Raw genomic sequence first — 15,348 nt, 5'->3', positions numbered from 1 at the left:
AGGAAGCATCATGTATGAAAAATATAAAATTATCTGCGTTAAACTTAGTACCTATACGTGAAGGTCAAGAAGATAAAGATGCAATTAACGATATGGTTACACTCGCTCAAGCATTAGATGATTTAGATTATGAGCGCTACTGGATTGCAGAGCATCATAATGCTCCAAATTTAGTTAGTTCAGCTACTTCTCTATTAATTCAACATACATTAGAACATACTCATTCTATCAAAGTAGGTTCTGGAGGCATAATGTTACCGAATCATGCACCACTAGTCGTAGCAGAACAATTTGGGACATTGGAAACATTATTCCCTCAACGTGTGGACTTAGGATTAGGACGTGCTCCTGGTACAGATATGATGACAGCGAGCGCATTAAGAAGAGATCAGCATAATGGTGTTTATCAATTCCCTGAAGAAGTTGAACAACTGCAACAATATTTTGGACCGAGTCATCAACAAGCATATGTACGTGCTTATCCTGCGGTAGATAAAAATGTCCCAATGTATATTCTAGGTTCATCTACAGATTCTGCACATTTAGCTGCACGTAAAGGGTTACCATATGTTTTTGCAGGACATTTTGCTCCACAACAAATGAAGGAAGCACTACAAATTTATAGAGAATTATTTGAACCTTCAGAAGTACTTGATAAACCTTATGTAATTGTTTGTTTAAATACAATTGTGTCAGATTCTGATGAACAAGCAGAATATTTAGCAACTACGATGTCTCAAATAATGGTAAGTATAACACGAGGAAAAATGCAACCTGTCCAACCACCAACAGATGATTTAAAGGCCCTATTAACACCACGCGAATATGAATTAGCACAACAACGTTTAAAAGGGTCACTTATAGGATCTGAAGATACAGTTAAACAAAAACTTGAATCGTTCATAAAAGAGTACGGGGATATCGATGAACTTATGGCAATTAGTTATATCTATGATCAAGACAAACAAATAGAATCATATCGAAGATTAGAACGTGCAATTAAATCATAGTAAAATGTTAACATCTTACCAATGATTATAAGGGATTAGACAATCATTATTGTCTCACTCTTTTGATGAATTTTAATAAATTAAATATGATTTTCATAACTTATTTATAAGTCATTTTGTATTAAAAAATTAATAGCTACCAACAAAGTTTGAAACTTTGTTGGTAGCTATTTAACCTTTTAAAATAATTAGAGACTTTTTATTTATCCTTTTTGTCCTTTTTATCTTTGTTGTCTTCGCCACCTGTATATTCATTTATTTTATCTTTTACTTTGTTAACTTGTTCGTTATCACTATCTTTAAATTTTTCAGCAGCTTCTTTAGCTTTATCCATAAAACTCATAAAATTTACTCCTCTCAGTTATAAAAGTTTATTTATAGCAACATTAAAATGGATTAAAAATGTGAATCCATGATTGCTATGCTTTGTTATAACCTTATAAAATGTTAGTTAAACATTACAGGTAAAATTTTTACGAGTAAATAATGAATGGAGATATCTATGTATCTATTTAACCACTATAAAATTTAAATATAGAACATATAACCCTCTAAGTCTTCATTCGTATCTTTGTAATCTGCAAGATATTTTAATGTAGTATGATCTAAAACATCTCTTACAGCATCTCTCATTCTAATCCATAGTTGCTTTTGTGCAGGCGGTTCTGAATCAATACTTTCTACAAACGTAATCGGTCCTTCTAGTAATCGGATAATATCTCCTGCAGTAATTTCTTCTGATGGAACTCTAAGTTGATAACCACCTTTAGCACCTCGAACGCTTCGAATTAATCCAGCATTTCTTAAAGGGCCTACTAATTGTTCAAGATATAAATCACTTAGTTTATTTTCTTCAGCAATTGTTTTTAGTGATACACAACCTTGACCCTCTCTTTTAGCAAGAGATATCATCAATGTTAATCCGTATCTCCCTTTTGTTGATATTTTCATTGTATAACCTCACTTAATTCGAATAGTATCTGATACCATTCTATCATTTTTTACGTTAATATAATATTAGAAAGGTGTGAAAAATGTGAGTACAGAACCATTAGCCTCTCGAATGAGACCGAAAAATATAGATGAAATTATATCTCAACAACACCTGGTTGGTCCGAAAGGTATAATAAGAAGGATGGTAGATACTAAACGTCTTTCTTCTATGATTTTTTATGGTCCACCTGGAATTGGTAAAACAAGTATTGCAAAAGCAATTTCAGGCAGTACACAATTTAAATTCAGACAATTAAATGCCGTAACAAATACAAAGAAAGATATGCAGCTAATTGTCGAAGAAGCTAAGATGTCAGGACAAGTTATCTTACTATTAGATGAAATTCATCGTTTAGACAAAGCTAAACAAGATTTTTTATTACCACATCTTGAAAATGGCAAAATTGTATTAATAGGTGCAACAACTTCAAATCCTTATCATGCGATAAATCCAGCGATACGATCTAGAGCACAAATATTTGAGCTTTACCCATTAGATCAAGATGATATAAGATTGGCATTAGATAGAGCTATAAATGATAAGGAAAGAGGTTTAAGTACTTATCATCCTATTGTAGATGAAGATGCTATCGAATATTTTTCAACGCAAAGCCATGGCGACGTTAGGAGTGCATTAAACGCTTTGGAATTAGCTGTACTAAGTGCTCATATTGGTGAAGAAAACGAAAGACATATTACATTAGATGACGCAAAAGATTGCTTACAAAAAGGTGCTTTTGTAAGTGATAAAGATGGAGACATGCATTATGACGTCATGAGCGCTTTTCAAAAATCAATTAGAGGTAGTGATGTCAATGCAGCACTCCACTACTTAGCACGTCTAATTGAAGCTGGTGACTTACCTACAATCGTACGTCGATTACTTGTAATTAGTTATGAAGATGTTGGGTTAGCATCACCTAATGCTGGTCAGAGGACTTTAGCAGCAATACAATCAGCTGAACGTCTAGGTTTTCCAGAAGCACGAATTCCCCTTAGTCAAGCTGTAATAGAATTATGCTTATCACCTAAATCAAATTCTGGTATCACAGCAATAGATAAAGCTCTTGGCGATATAAGAAATGGACATATAGGTCAAATACCGGATTATCTGAAAGACGGTCATTATTCAGGTGCTAAAAAGTTAGGACGGGCTATAGGTTACAAATATCCTCATAACTATGAAAATGGTCATGTTGTACAACAGTACTTACCAGAAAAATTAAAAAACAGAGTGTATTATGAACCAAAAACCACATCAAAAAGTGAACAACAATTTAAAACAATTTACGATAACTTACGAAATAAAACATAATTTTATTCATTGAAAATATGTAGTTGAAATTAATATCTTAGATGCAAAAAACCTGGGACAATACTGATGCCTCAGGTTTTTTTACTATGAGTTGTTGTAGATTTATTTAAAATACATTTTGTTTTTTTTAAACTATGAATCAAATTTCACAAAATAGAAGATGATGATTTTCTTGCAATGAGATAGATAACTTTAATTTTGTCCTTTATCTTTAATTCGCCTTACAGGTATATCTTTTAAAATATCGTTGACAACGTAGCTTGCACAAATAAGGCCTACTACACTTGGAACAAATGCATTAGAAGATGGAGGCATTTGCCCTTTTCTATTGATTGCATTTTTATCTCCTACTGTTTCTTTTACATCCTCGCGAATAACAATAGGACTTTCATCAGAAAATACTACTTTAACACCTTTACGAATACCAAGGCGTTTTAAACGATTTCTAATTACTTTAGCCATAGGATCAGTATGTGTTTTTGAAATATCTGCAATTTCAAAACGTGTCGGGTCAGTCTTATTTGCTGCACCCATACTTGAAATTAACTCAATTCCTCTTTCTAAACACTCTTTCATGAGATGAACTTTATAAATGATTGTATCGCTTGCATCAATAAAATAATCAATATCATAATTATTGAAGATATCTTTGTATGTTTCCTCGGTATAAAACATATGCAAAGAAGTTACTTTACAATCGGGATTTATTAATTTGATTCTTTCTTCCATTAGCGTGACTTTACTTTGACCAATAGTTGAAGTCAGTGCATGAATTTGCCTGTTCACATTTGTAATATCGACATCATCTTTATCTATAAGTATGATGTGCCCTATATTAGTCCGAGCCAATGCCTCAGCTGCAAATGACCCGACGCCACCAACACCTAAAACTGCAACAGTCTTATTTTTTAGTAAGTTCAGCCCTTCTTGTCCTATTGCTAATTCATTCCTTGAAAATTGATGTTTCATCTTTAGCTCCTTTGATTCCAATTCATTATATCTATGCTTCTTTATAATTATATACATAAAAATACGCAAGACAAAAGTCTTGCGTACCGATAGAGTCCGTTGATGCCGTAGTTATAAATAGCTTGATCATTCGGCCTGCTATATACAGGTGGGTGCCCTGTTTCTCGTTTTGCAAGTCCTCCTATAGAGGCGTGTGCGCTGCGAGAAAACCTATTGGGCTCCCTGATCAAAGAGTGTTAGGCCCAAATAAAAAGCAAACTTACGAACACCACAGATGACTATCTTATGAAAATATCATACCACAATTTAAAAAGAGAAGTAAATTTTAAAGACTTATCATTTAACTCAAATGTGTATTATTTTCTCGTGTATTCTAAACTAGTTACCAAAATTATAATATAATGTCTGATTAATTATATTACACACCGCTGTTTTATATTCAATTCGTACAATTAAGCTCTCTGTGCTAATTTCTTAAGAAACATTAAATTAAGGCCCTAGTCCCAACTTGCTCTGCCTGTTGAATTTCTTTGTGAAATTCTCTTTGTTGGGGCCCTAGTGTCTGATTCTTAGTGAGAGTTCTTGGAGTTGTTTATCAGATACTTCTCCTGGAGCGTCAGTTAAAAGACATGTAGCTGATGCTGTTTTAGGGAATGCAATTGTATCTCTCAAGTTTGTTCTATTTGTTAATAACATCACAAGTCTATCTAAACCTAACGCGATGCCACCATGAGGTGGAGCACCGTATTTAAAAGCATCTAATAAGAAACCAAATTGTTCTTGAGCTTGTTCATTAGTAAATCCTAATACTTCAAACATTTTTTGTTGCAATTCACCATCGTGTATTCTTATAGAACCACCACCAAGTTCATAACCATTTAGAACAATATCATAAGCGTTGGCTTGTACATTTTCAGGTTCAGTGTCTAGCTTTTCGATATCTTCTCTTTTAGGTGAAGTAAATGGATGATGTGCTGCTACATAACGTTTTGCATCTTCATCATACTCTAATAACGGCCAATCAGTTACCCATAAGAAATTTAATTTTGATTCATCAATTAAACCTAATTCTTTTGCTAATTTAATTCTTAAAGCCCCTAAACTTTGAGCAACAACATTAGGTTTATCAGCTACAAACATTACTAAATCTCCAGGTTTAGCTTCTGTTAACTGTTTAAGTGTTTCAACATTAACATCTTCGAAAAATCTAGCAATTGGGCCACTTAAACCATCATCAACAACTTTAACCCAAGCTAATCCTTTTGCACCATATATATTTACAAACTCTGTTAATGCATCCATGTCTTTACGTGTATATTTATTTGCAGCGTCTTTTGCGACAATTGCTTTAATTTCGCCGTTGTTATCTACCGTATCTTTAAAAACTTTAAAATTCATTTCTTTACCAAGCTGTGACACATTGATAAGTTCCATACCGAAACGAGTGTCAGGTTTATCTGAACCAAAACGGTCCATAGCCTCTGCATATGTCATACGTGGGAATGGGCCACTAACGTCTATTCCTTTTACATCTTTTACAACCTTACGTAACATATCTTCACCCATGGCTATGATATCTTCTTGATCGACAAAACTCATTTCAATATCAACTTGAGTGAATTCTGGTTGACGATCTGCACGTAAGTCTTCATCACGGAAACATTTAACAATTTGATAATATTTATCAAAACCACTTATCATTAATAGTTGTTTAAATAATTGTGGTGATTGTGGCAACGCGTAAAATTCACCCTCGTGTACACGGGAAGGTACTAGATAATCTCGCGCACCCTCAGGTGTTGATTTTGTTAATACTGGTGTTTCAATATCGAAGAAGCCATTATTATCTAAGTATTGACGGATAGAACGCGTAGTTTGATGTCTCATTTTAAAAGTTTGCGCTAATTCTTGTCTACGTAAATCTAAATATCTATATTTTAATCGAATATTTTCATCAACGTTTACATTTTCTTCATTAATTGAAAATGGAGGTGTTTCTGATTTGTTAATAATCTCAATATTTGAAACTTGAACCTCAACTTGACCTGTTTTGATTTTTGGGTTAATAGTTTCAGCATCACGTTTTGTTACTACACCTTCAACTTCGACTACATATTCTGAGCGTACTGTTTCAGCAACTTGCAATGCTTCTTCGGAAAAGTCAGGATTAAAAACTATTTGGACAATACCTTCACGATCTCTTAAATCAACAAAAATTAATCCACCTAAATCTCGTCTGTTATGAACCCAACCTTTTAATGTTACTTTTTCGTTTAAAAATTCTTCTGTGACTAAACCACAATACGTTGTTCTTTTATTCATTTTTAGACTTCCTTTCTACTTTTAAAATAATTAACCAATTCGTCTAATTGTACATTTTCTGATTCGCCTGAAATCATGTTTTTCACACCAATTTCATTATTTTCAAGCTCTTGATCTCCAATTACTACTGTATATTTAGCATTAAGACGGTCAGCTTGTTTCATTTGTCCTTTAATTTTTCTGTTTAGATAATCCTTATCTACTTTTATTCCATTTCTTCTTAAATCATTGATTAAATTAACAGCATAACGATCGGCATCTTCTCCCATTGTCACAACAAATAAATCAAAATCTTCACTTACATCTAATGAAATACCTTCTTCATCAAGTGCCATCAATAATCTTTCAATACTTAGTGCAAACCCAATACCTGTTTCATCTGGACCATCTAATAATTGTAACAACCCATTATATCGACCACCACCACATAATGTAGTGATAGCTCCATCATACTCTGGATTATCAATCATTAATTCAAAGGCAGTATGAGTATAATAATCTAACCCACGAACTAAGTTAGGATCTTCAACATAAGATATGTTCAAATTATCAAGATGTAATTTAACTTGTTCATAATAAGATTTAGAATCATTATTGAGATAATCTGTGATACGGGGTGCATTTTTTACTGCTTCTTTATCTCTATCGATTTTACAATCTAAAATTCTCATAGGATTAGTGTGTAATCTTGATTGACAATCTGAACAAAATGTATCAATCACAGGTTCAAAATGTTTTACTAATGCTTCGTTATATTCTTTACGTGATTCACTATCACCAATACTATTGATAACTAACTTTAAATGCTTTAATCCGAAAGACTCATATATATGCATAACCATAGCGAGTATTTCAGCATCAATACTAGGATTTTCCGCTCCTATTGCTTCGACACCAAATTGGTTAAATTGGCGATATCTTCCTTTTTGTTTACGTTCGTATCTAAACATAGGACCATTGTAGTAAAGTTTGATAGGTTGATTGGGTTCACCTTGCATTTTGTGTTCAATATATGAACGTACAACGGCTGCAGTTCCTTCAGGACGTAATGTTAAACTACGATCCCCTTTATCTTTAAATGTATACATTTCCTTTTGAACAACGTCAGTAGAATCCCCCACGCCTCTTGCAAAAAGTTCAGTACTTTCAAAAATTGGCGTTCTTATTTCTTTATAATTATACAATTCCATTAATGTGTGTAATCGATTTTCAATGTAACGCCATTTAGCAGAATCTTGCGGCAAGATATCTTGGGTACCTCTTGGCATCTTAATCATAAAACTCTCTCCTTTATTATTAAAAAAGATTAAAATAGTCTTTTATTTTCATATGGGTTATAAAAAATTAAAAAGTCCCTTGTATAGTGCAAAACTATACAAGGGACGATTCACCGTGTTGCCACCCTATTTGATTATACTGATAAAAGCATAATCCACTCAAAACGCTTAACGTGCGCTATCCGACTTTTAATTAAAAGTACCTCTTCTTGCGTTCAAATTTTTAAATTACTAAGTACAATCTTACAGCCAAGGATTGTATTTCTACGCATTAAATGCTACCTACTTCATTTAAAATTTCAAGAATCATATCGGTTTTATTTATAAAGTTCAACAATAATGATAACGATTTTTAGAATAATTTGCAAGGTCTAGGACGAGAAATATTGTTTTAAACCATCAACAATAGCTTGTTCAACCACTTGTCTATGTAATTGATCATTAATCATTGATTCATCAGTAGGATTACTTATATAGCCTAACTCTAACAGTACTGCTGGTATATCTGTCTGTCTCAACACTTGATAATTTTGTTGTCTAGAACCTCGATTTGTCAATAATGCCTTCTTTTGAATTGCAGAATTTAAAGTTTGTGCAAGTGTTTCTTGCTTGTCTTTAAACCAATAAACAGTCACTCCATTGGCATTTGAAGAATCAAGCGCATCATTATGTATACTAATAAATGCGTCACCCTTTATATTTCTATCATCTAGGGACACATATTTATCATTGGAACGAGTCATTTTTACATGAGCACCTTCCTTATTTAATAACTTTTTTAATTCTTTAGCAGTTTTAAGTGTGTAATTTTTTTCGAGACTTTTAGATGGTGTACTACTTGAGGCGCCCTGATCACTTCCACCATGACCAGGGTCAAGTACAATTGTTTTTCCTTTTAGAGGGTTTGACGAAAGTGATTGATCAGCTGGAATGTTCAAATTTGTGTGCCAACCAGCAACCCAGCCTTTCTCAGTGCCAGCGTGATTTTGAACTTCAATCCATTTCCCTTTTCGATCTATTTTCTTAAAACTTTCGCCTTTTTCTATTTTATAAATAACAGGATAGGCGGCATTAGGTCCTGTTCTTAACTCAGCATTCTCAGTTATAGTAATTTGACCTGTATCTTCATCACTTAAATTAACAAACATAAAAAGTAAAATTAAAAATATAATAAAAATTACAATTACTACGAGCGTAAGTCGATTTTTTAGACCATGTTTAGTTAGCCATGAATCTATTTTCTTCATATTATTTTCCCATCCTGCGATTCATAAATCAATGTGACAGGTCCATCGTTATTAATTTCAACATTCATATGTGTTCCAAACTCACCTGTTTTGACAATTAAGCCATAACCTTCTAATTCTTTATTAAATTTTTGATATAAGTCTTTAGCTTGTTCTGGAGCTTTAGAATTTGAGAATCCAGGTCTATTCCCCTTTTTAACATCAGCGTATATAGTAAATTGGGAAACTGAAAGAATTTCTCCTTCAACTTGTTGAATATTTAAATTCAATTTGTCATTTTCATCTTCAAAGAGACGTGCATGAGCAATCTTTCTTGCGATGACTTTTACATCCTCTTCAGTAGAATTTTGACCTACTCCTACAAGTAAACAATAGCCTTTATTAATTTGGTTATCAATTGTATCATTCGTAACTCTAGCATTTTTAACTCTTTGTACAATTATCTTCATATCTTTTGCACCTCTAGTTCCAAACTCTAGATACTGTATAAACGTCACCTAGTTGTTTAATTTTTTCAACGACACGGTACACATCATTGACATTTTTTACCATCACACTAATATTAATTACTGCATTTTTATCAATGTCTGAACGCCCAGATACTTTAATCAAGCTTCCAGCAGTAGAATTTACAGCTTGTAATACTTCATTAAGCAAGCCATTTCTATCATATGCAGTAACTTCTAAATCAACTTGATATTGTTGTGTTGAATCTTTAGATTTTACCCACTCTACCGAAATCAATCGATCTGTCTCATTTTTTATATTTGGACAATCTGTACGATGAACTTTAATCCCGTGTCCTTTAGTGATATAACCAACAATATCATCACCTGGTATAGGATTACAACATTTTGATAACTTGATTAAGACGTTTTCTAATCCCTCAACATATACACCACTGTCTGTGGTAATATCTTTTTTTATAGGTACAGATTTTGTAACTTCCTGCGCCTCATTTAATGCCTTTTGTTTATCTAATATTCTTTGTCGTTCAGTTAATTTATTGACGATTTGTATTGATGTAACACCACCGAATCCAACAGCTGCGTACAAATCTTCATCATTAGCAAAATGATATTTTTCATTAACGACTTCTAAATTTTTCTCAGTTAGAATATCTTCAACACGGAATCCTTGTTCTTTAATCTCCGCTTCTACCATAAATTTACCTTTTTCAATATTAGAAGAACGATCTTGTTTTTTAAAGAAACTTTTGATTTTACTTTTGGCACTAGAAGATTTTACAATTTTCAACCAGTCTCTACTTGGACCGTAAGAATGTTTACTTGTACGAATCTCTATAATATCACCAGTTTGTAGAACATAATCTATAGGTACGATTTTACCATTAACCTTAGCACCAATCATTTTATTTCCTACTTCACTGTGTATTGCATAAGCAAAATCAATTGGTACTGCACCATAAGGTAACTCTATAACATCACTAGCTGGAGTAAATGCATATACCTTATCGCTCTGTAAATCATATTTTAAGGATTCCATAAATTCTTGCGCATCTGCAGAAGTATGGTCGGTTTCAGCAAGTTCTTTTAACCAATTAAGCTTATTTTGAAAATCCTGTGTTTTTTGATTAACTGTCTTACCTTCTTTATAAGCCCAATGTGCAGCAACACCATGTTCAGCGATTTCATGCATTTCGTGCGTTCTAATTTGTATTTCTAAAGGATCGCCATTGGGTCCAACTACAGTGGTATGTAGTGATTGATACATATTTTGCTTAGGCATAGCTATATAATCTTTAAAACGTCCAGGCATCGGTTTCCATAATGTATGAACTAAACCAAGTGTCGCATAACAATCATTTATCGAATTAACTATAATACGTATAGCAAGCAAATCAAATATTTGATCGAATTGCTTTTTTTGTTTTATCATTTTGCGGTATATACTGTAAATATGTTTTGGTCTACCGTTAATTTCGCCCGAAAGATTCATTTTAGTCATTTCGTTTTTAATTTTATTGATTGCATTTGTAATGTAAGCTTCGCGTTCACTACGTTTTTTCTTCATAAGATTAACGATGCGGAAATATTGCACACTGTCAATATATCTCAGCGCTGTATCTTCAAGTTCCCACTTTATCGTGTTGATTCCGAGACGATGTGCTAAAGGAGCATAGATTTCTAAGGTTTCCTTAGAGATTCTTACCTGCTTCTCTCTTGGCATTGCCTTTAAAGTTCTCATATTATGAAGCCGATCTGCTAACTTCACTAAAATTACGCGTACATCTTTAGCAATAGCAATAAATAGTTTACGATGATTTTCTGCTTGTTGTTCTTCCTTAGAGCGATACTTAACCTTTTTAAGTTTAGTTACCCCGTCTACTATTCGTGCAATTTCTTCATTAAACATATCTTTAACATCTTCAAATGTATAAGAAGTATCTTCAATCACATCATGTAGAAATCCAGCGACAATAGTGGGTCCGTCTAAACGCATCTCTGTTAAAATCCCTGCAACTTGAATAGGATGCATAATATAAGGTAAGCCATTTTTTCTAAATTGACCCTTATGTGCCTCATAAGCTATATGATAACTTTTGAGAACATATTCATATTCACTTGTTGATAAATATGATTTAGCTTTATAAAGCACCTCATCCGCGCTATATGGATACTCGTTATTCACTTTAATGACACCCCACTCAATTCATTACTTTCGTTTAGTACTCATGTTGCAAAGATGTTTAACATACCACATGAAAGTACTTATTTATTGTTTTGTATTCATTTTACCATAAATCATTTATAGCTTAAGAAAGTAGAAAGGTTCTACATATATCAAATTATCATGTTCAACTATATAATTGAAACTCATTTATTAATTTTCTAAATAATAGTTTCATAATACTACAATATGACTTACAAATAAATAAATGATGTTAAACTTTAATCACACATTTAAATTTACATTTAAGTTGTCGGTCCCAATTAAAAATTTAAAACACATATTTTTATTAAATATCGTTTTAAAACTATGTCCAATTAAAAATAGAGATGAAATACTTAGCTAATATTCATAGCAATTATAAAGTAAATTATAATAACATTGATAATCATTTAATACATTAAGGCATTAAGGTTTTCCAAAAGATTAATGAGCCTGATATTATTTTTTCAGGCTCATAAAAATCTATATTTTATTATTTTTATTCATCATATGAAATCAAACTCATCACATCATAATCTTTTATTTTATCAATTCCATTCAAATATTTAAGTTCAATAATAAAAGCAATACCTACAACTATACCACCTAATTGTTCAACAAGCTTTATTGCAGCTTCAATAGTTCCACCTGTAGCTAGTAAATCATCAGTGATTAAAACTCGTTGTCCTGGTTTAATCGCGTCTTTATGCATAGTTAATACGTTAGTTCCATATTCTAAATTATATTCATAACGAATAACTTCTCGAGGTAGTTTTCCTTCTTTACGTACTGGAGCAAATCCAATACCCATTGAGTAAGCAACTGGACACCCTATTATGAATCCTCTGGCTTCAGGACCAACTACTATATCTATATTTTTTTCCTTTGCGTATTCAACAATTTGATCCGTAGCATATCCATAAGCTTCACCATTATCCATTATAGTTGTTATATCCTTAAAGCTTACACCTGCTGAAGGCCAATCTTTTACTTCTGAAACATATTGTTTTAAATCCATTGTTTTTCCTCCTGAAAGCTATGTTAACTTTGATATTATCCATTCTTTTATATTTAAAAAATCATCATAGAGAAGACGTTCTTCTACTTCCATACGTGCTCGTCTCATTTGGTAAAAACGACTATTTTCTATATCTTGTTTATTTGGCGCTGGATTTATCTTAATCAATCCCTTTTCGTCGTAAATAAACTCCAATTCTTTAAAGACTTTAAGCATGAATGTTAATATTTCTGGCTTAATATTTAAGTACTCACAAAGCAGCATACCTTCTTTAATTAAGTCAGTTTCTTTTTTGTTTATTAAAGCTTTGTAACACTTTTTAAAAAGCGACTTGCTAGGGATACCTTCAAAATATATTGACTTTTCATGCTGCAGAACTAAATATAGTTGAGAAATTTGTGAATGTTCTAAGGTTTGTTCAATTTCAACCATAGTATTAGGTAAATCTCTAAACACTATTTTATCATAAGGTCTATCAATAACCTCACCATAATGATAGTAATGTGAATTGCTTTTTTTAAGTTTCGGATGAATGACATAGGCAACATTTGATTCAGTTTCTTTAAATTGTATATTTTTACGTTTACTACGATAATCTAAAATTTGTAATTGGTCTATAGCAATGTCTTTGATGATAAATTGAGGTGTTTGATTACCATTCCATTCATTAATTTGCAATGTTCCTATTATATGAATCGGTTGACCTGGTTCAAGTTCACTTGCCAAATGTCCATGATTCCAAAATAAAGCAGTTAAACCTGAATGACCAAGCGTTAACTTAAGATGCTTATTATCCTGTCCAATTCCCTTTGTTGACTTGACAATTAGATCTCTAACCATAAAAAGAGGACTATTAAAGTCCGTACCAAAAGGCCTTAATTGAAATATATCTTTAATATTTTTAATGTTAATTTCTTTTTCTTCAAGTTGTGCATCCACCTTTATTGAAGGCTCTAATGAAGTGGTAACAGTTAGTTCTTTCATCCACATATCTAGCTCTTTATGTAAATGTTCAATATTATCGATAGACATTGTCATTCCTGCAGCCATGTGATGACCACCAAACTTATCAATTAACTGTTGATGATCATTTAAAATATCAAACATGGAAACTTGTTCAATCGACCTCGCAGAACCCTTGGCATGATTTTGATTTTCATCAATATTTAAAATTAATGTAGGTAGTGCATATGTTTCTACAATTTTAGATGCAACAATACCTAATACACCCTCATGCCACCCCTCTTTGGCAAGTAAAAGAAACAAATGGCCTTGCTTGATTTGTTCCTCTGCTAATAACAATGCTTCATTAGTAATTTTAGATACTATATCTTTACGTTCATGATTAAAATGTTCAACTTGTTCAGCTAAAAATTCCGCCTCTTCAAATTCATCGGACAATAAAAGTTCAGCAGCTAATGATGCATCTTCTAGTCTACCAACCGCATTTAATCGAGGTCCAATAATAAAACCAATTGTTTCTTCTGTTATTTCATCATTAAAACCCGCTTGATTTAAGATAGCCTTTATGGACGATGGTGTATGATTGTTTAATATCTTTACTCCTTGCTTTACAATATATCTATTCTCATCTGTCAATGATACTAAATCTGCAATTGTACCTATGGCAGCTAATGCTATGAAATGTTGAGGTGGATGCTCTATCAATCCTTGGGCCAATTTATAAGCAACACCCGCACCACATAAATATTTAAAAGGATATTCAAAATTAGGATGCATCGGATGTACAATTGCAAAAGCATCAGGTAAAGTTTCTCCTATTTCATGATGATCTGTCACTATAACATCTACACCTAATTCTTGTATGGTACTTATTTCATGATGTCCCTGTATACCATTATCTACAGTTATTATTAAGGAAATCCCTTCGTCATAAGCATTTTTAAATGCTAATTCATTAGGTCCATATCCTTCTGTAAATCTATTGGGAATATACCACCCCACCTGAGCGCCAAGTAGACGTAAAGTAGACACTAGAATTGTAGTAGATGTAACACCATCTGCATCATAGTCACCATATACTAGTATTCGTTCATTTTGATCGATAGCTAATTTAATACGATCAATGGCTTTTTGCATATCACTTAATAACATATAATCATGACTAATGTTAGTGCCTTCAAATAGATTTTGAATCTCCTGATTATCCACAATATTTTTACTCTCTAATACCTTTTTTACTATAGGTGAAAGTTTAAATTGATCACTGCTACTCTCACTTATAAAGGTATTCGGTTGAGTTATATCCCAATTATATTTTGATTTAATCATTATAATCGTCCTCATTTCCACAGGTCATTATACCGAAATTTTATTGAAATAAAAAGTACTTGCATTTTTTAAAAGAATATATCATTTCAATTCTTCACAAAACTTTTATCATTCAATTTGTTCATTAACTGCTATCTTTATGATTAAACGCTAATATATAAAATCAAGAGGCAGGGGCATAATTCCTAGCAAAATAGACAGTAAATGAGTTTTTATAAATTCATTTACTGGC

Annotated in this window: 12 protein-coding genes and 1 other RNA gene; 2 read left to right on the top strand and 11 right to left on the bottom strand. The window is 32.3% G+C overall.

The genetic code is table 11. The features are described from left to right. The first annotated feature begins 14 nt into the window (after positions 1-14). Positions 15-1,010: an LLM class flavin-dependent oxidoreductase gene (locus tag HMPREF2576_RS11170; RefSeq protein WP_001830781.1), complete on the top strand. Its 996-nt coding sequence runs from the start codon at positions 15-17 to the stop codon at positions 1,008-1,010. Between the two features lie 199 nt (positions 1,011-1,209). Here the strand turns inward: HMPREF2576_RS11170 and HMPREF2576_RS11165 are convergent, their stop codons facing one another. Both HMPREF2576_RS11165 and cymR read right to left on the bottom strand, forming a co-directional pair. Beyond that, complete coding sequence (locus HMPREF2576_RS11165) at positions 1,210-1,353, bottom strand: SAS049 family protein (RefSeq protein ID WP_001830746.1); 144 nt, start codon at positions 1,351-1,353, stop codon at positions 1,210-1,212. A 185-nt stretch (positions 1,354-1,538) separates the two neighbouring features. Continuing rightward, positions 1,539-1,961, bottom strand: coding sequence for a cysteine metabolism transcriptional regulator CymR (gene cymR, locus HMPREF2576_RS11160; RefSeq protein ID WP_001830806.1), 423 nt, complete (start codon positions 1,959-1,961; stop codon positions 1,539-1,541). An 85-nt stretch (positions 1,962-2,046) separates the two neighbouring features. On the opposite strand from cymR, the gene HMPREF2576_RS11155 reads away from it, so the two are divergent. Further along, positions 2,047-3,318 carry a replication-associated recombination protein A gene (locus tag HMPREF2576_RS11155; protein ID WP_070856130.1) on the top strand — a complete coding sequence of 424 codons (1,272 nt, stop codon included), beginning with the start codon at positions 2,047-2,049 and terminating at the stop codon, positions 3,316-3,318. A gap of 192 nt (positions 3,319-3,510) precedes the next feature. On the opposite strand, the gene HMPREF2576_RS11150 is transcribed toward HMPREF2576_RS11155, so the two are convergent. The 9 genes from HMPREF2576_RS11150 to recJ form a co-directional block, all read right to left on the bottom strand. After that, positions 3,511-4,287, bottom strand: a complete 777-nt coding sequence (locus HMPREF2576_RS11150) for a tRNA threonylcarbamoyladenosine dehydratase (protein WP_001830777.1) — start codon at positions 4,285-4,287, stop codon at positions 3,511-3,513. A gap of 89 nt (positions 4,288-4,376) precedes the next feature. After that, positions 4,377-4,567: non-coding RNA, 6S RNA (ssrS, locus tag HMPREF2576_RS11145), on the bottom strand. 275 nt (positions 4,568-4,842) lie between these two features. Continuing rightward, positions 4,843-6,609, bottom strand: a complete 1,767-nt coding sequence (gene aspS / locus HMPREF2576_RS11140; protein ID WP_001830852.1) for an aspartate--tRNA ligase — start codon at positions 6,607-6,609, stop codon at positions 4,843-4,845. A gap of 2 nt (positions 6,610-6,611) precedes the next feature. After that, positions 6,612-7,886: a histidine--tRNA ligase gene (hisS, locus tag HMPREF2576_RS11135; protein WP_070856132.1), complete on the bottom strand. Its 1,275-nt coding sequence runs from the start codon at positions 7,884-7,886 to the stop codon at positions 6,612-6,614. A 371-nt stretch (positions 7,887-8,257) separates the two neighbouring features. Beyond that, positions 8,258-9,133, bottom strand: a complete 876-nt coding sequence (locus HMPREF2576_RS11130) for an N-acetylmuramoyl-L-alanine amidase family protein (protein WP_002470411.1) — start codon at positions 9,131-9,133, stop codon at positions 8,258-8,260. Continuing rightward, positions 9,130-9,582 (bottom strand): D-aminoacyl-tRNA deacylase, encoded by a 453-nt coding sequence (gene dtd, locus HMPREF2576_RS11125; protein WP_001830766.1) that lies wholly within the window; start codon positions 9,580-9,582, stop codon positions 9,130-9,132. The genes HMPREF2576_RS11130 and dtd overlap by 4 nt, the downstream gene beginning before the upstream one ends. A gap of 13 nt (positions 9,583-9,595) precedes the next feature. Then, positions 9,596-11,785 (bottom strand): RelA/SpoT family protein, encoded by a 2,190-nt coding sequence (locus HMPREF2576_RS11120; RefSeq protein ID WP_001832683.1) that lies wholly within the window; start codon positions 11,783-11,785, stop codon positions 9,596-9,598. 520 nt (positions 11,786-12,305) lie between these two features. Then, the gene (locus HMPREF2576_RS11115; protein WP_001832698.1) at positions 12,306-12,824 is read right to left on the bottom strand and encodes an adenine phosphoribosyltransferase; all 519 of its coding nucleotides are present in this window, start codon (positions 12,822-12,824) and stop codon (positions 12,306-12,308) included. An 18-nt stretch (positions 12,825-12,842) separates the two neighbouring features. Beyond that, entirely contained in the window at positions 12,843-15,116 is a 2,274-nt protein-coding gene (gene recJ / locus HMPREF2576_RS11110; protein ID WP_070856135.1) for a single-stranded-DNA-specific exonuclease RecJ, read from the bottom strand. Positions 15,117-15,348: the final 232 nt, after the last annotated feature.

The organism is Staphylococcus sp. HMSC063F05, from assembly GCF_001837075.1.
Lineage (GTDB): Bacteria > Bacillota > Bacilli > Staphylococcales > Staphylococcaceae > Staphylococcus > Staphylococcus epidermidis.
This window is presented reverse-complemented; position numbering and strand designations above follow the sequence as displayed.

What these genes read in the sequence shown, in the direction of transcription:
- hisS (WP_070856132.1), bottom strand. Translation starts at nt 7,886, where the DNA reads ATGATTAAGATGCCAAGAGGTACCCAAGATATCTTGCCGCAAGATTCT.
- HMPREF2576_RS11130 (WP_002470411.1), bottom strand. Translation starts at nt 9,133, where the DNA reads ATGAAGAAAATAGATTCATGGCTAACTAAACATGGTCTAAAAAATCGA.
- recJ (WP_070856135.1), bottom strand. Translation starts at nt 15,116, where the DNA reads ATGATTAAATCAAAATATAATTGGGATATAACTCAACCGAATACCTTT.
- cymR (WP_001830806.1), bottom strand. Translation starts at nt 1,961, where the DNA reads ATGAAAATATCAACAAAAGGGAGATACGGATTAACATTGATGATATCT.
- HMPREF2576_RS11165 (WP_001830746.1), bottom strand. Translation starts at nt 1,353, where the DNA reads ATGAGTTTTATGGATAAAGCTAAAGAAGCTGCTGAAAAATTTAAAGAT.
- dtd (WP_001830766.1), bottom strand. Translation starts at nt 9,582, where the DNA reads ATGAAGATAATTGTACAAAGAGTTAAAAATGCTAGAGTTACGAATGAT.
- HMPREF2576_RS11150 (WP_001830777.1), bottom strand. Translation starts at nt 4,287, where the DNA reads ATGAAACATCAATTTTCAAGGAATGAATTAGCAATAGGACAAGAAGGG.
- HMPREF2576_RS11115 (WP_001832698.1), bottom strand. Translation starts at nt 12,824, where the DNA reads ATGGATTTAAAACAATATGTTTCAGAAGTAAAAGATTGGCCTTCAGCA.
- aspS (WP_001830852.1), bottom strand. Translation starts at nt 6,609, where the DNA reads ATGAATAAAAGAACAACGTATTGTGGTTTAGTCACAGAAGAATTTTTA.
- HMPREF2576_RS11170 (WP_001830781.1), top strand. Translation starts at nt 15, where the DNA reads ATGAAAAATATAAAATTATCTGCGTTAAACTTAGTACCTATACGTGAA.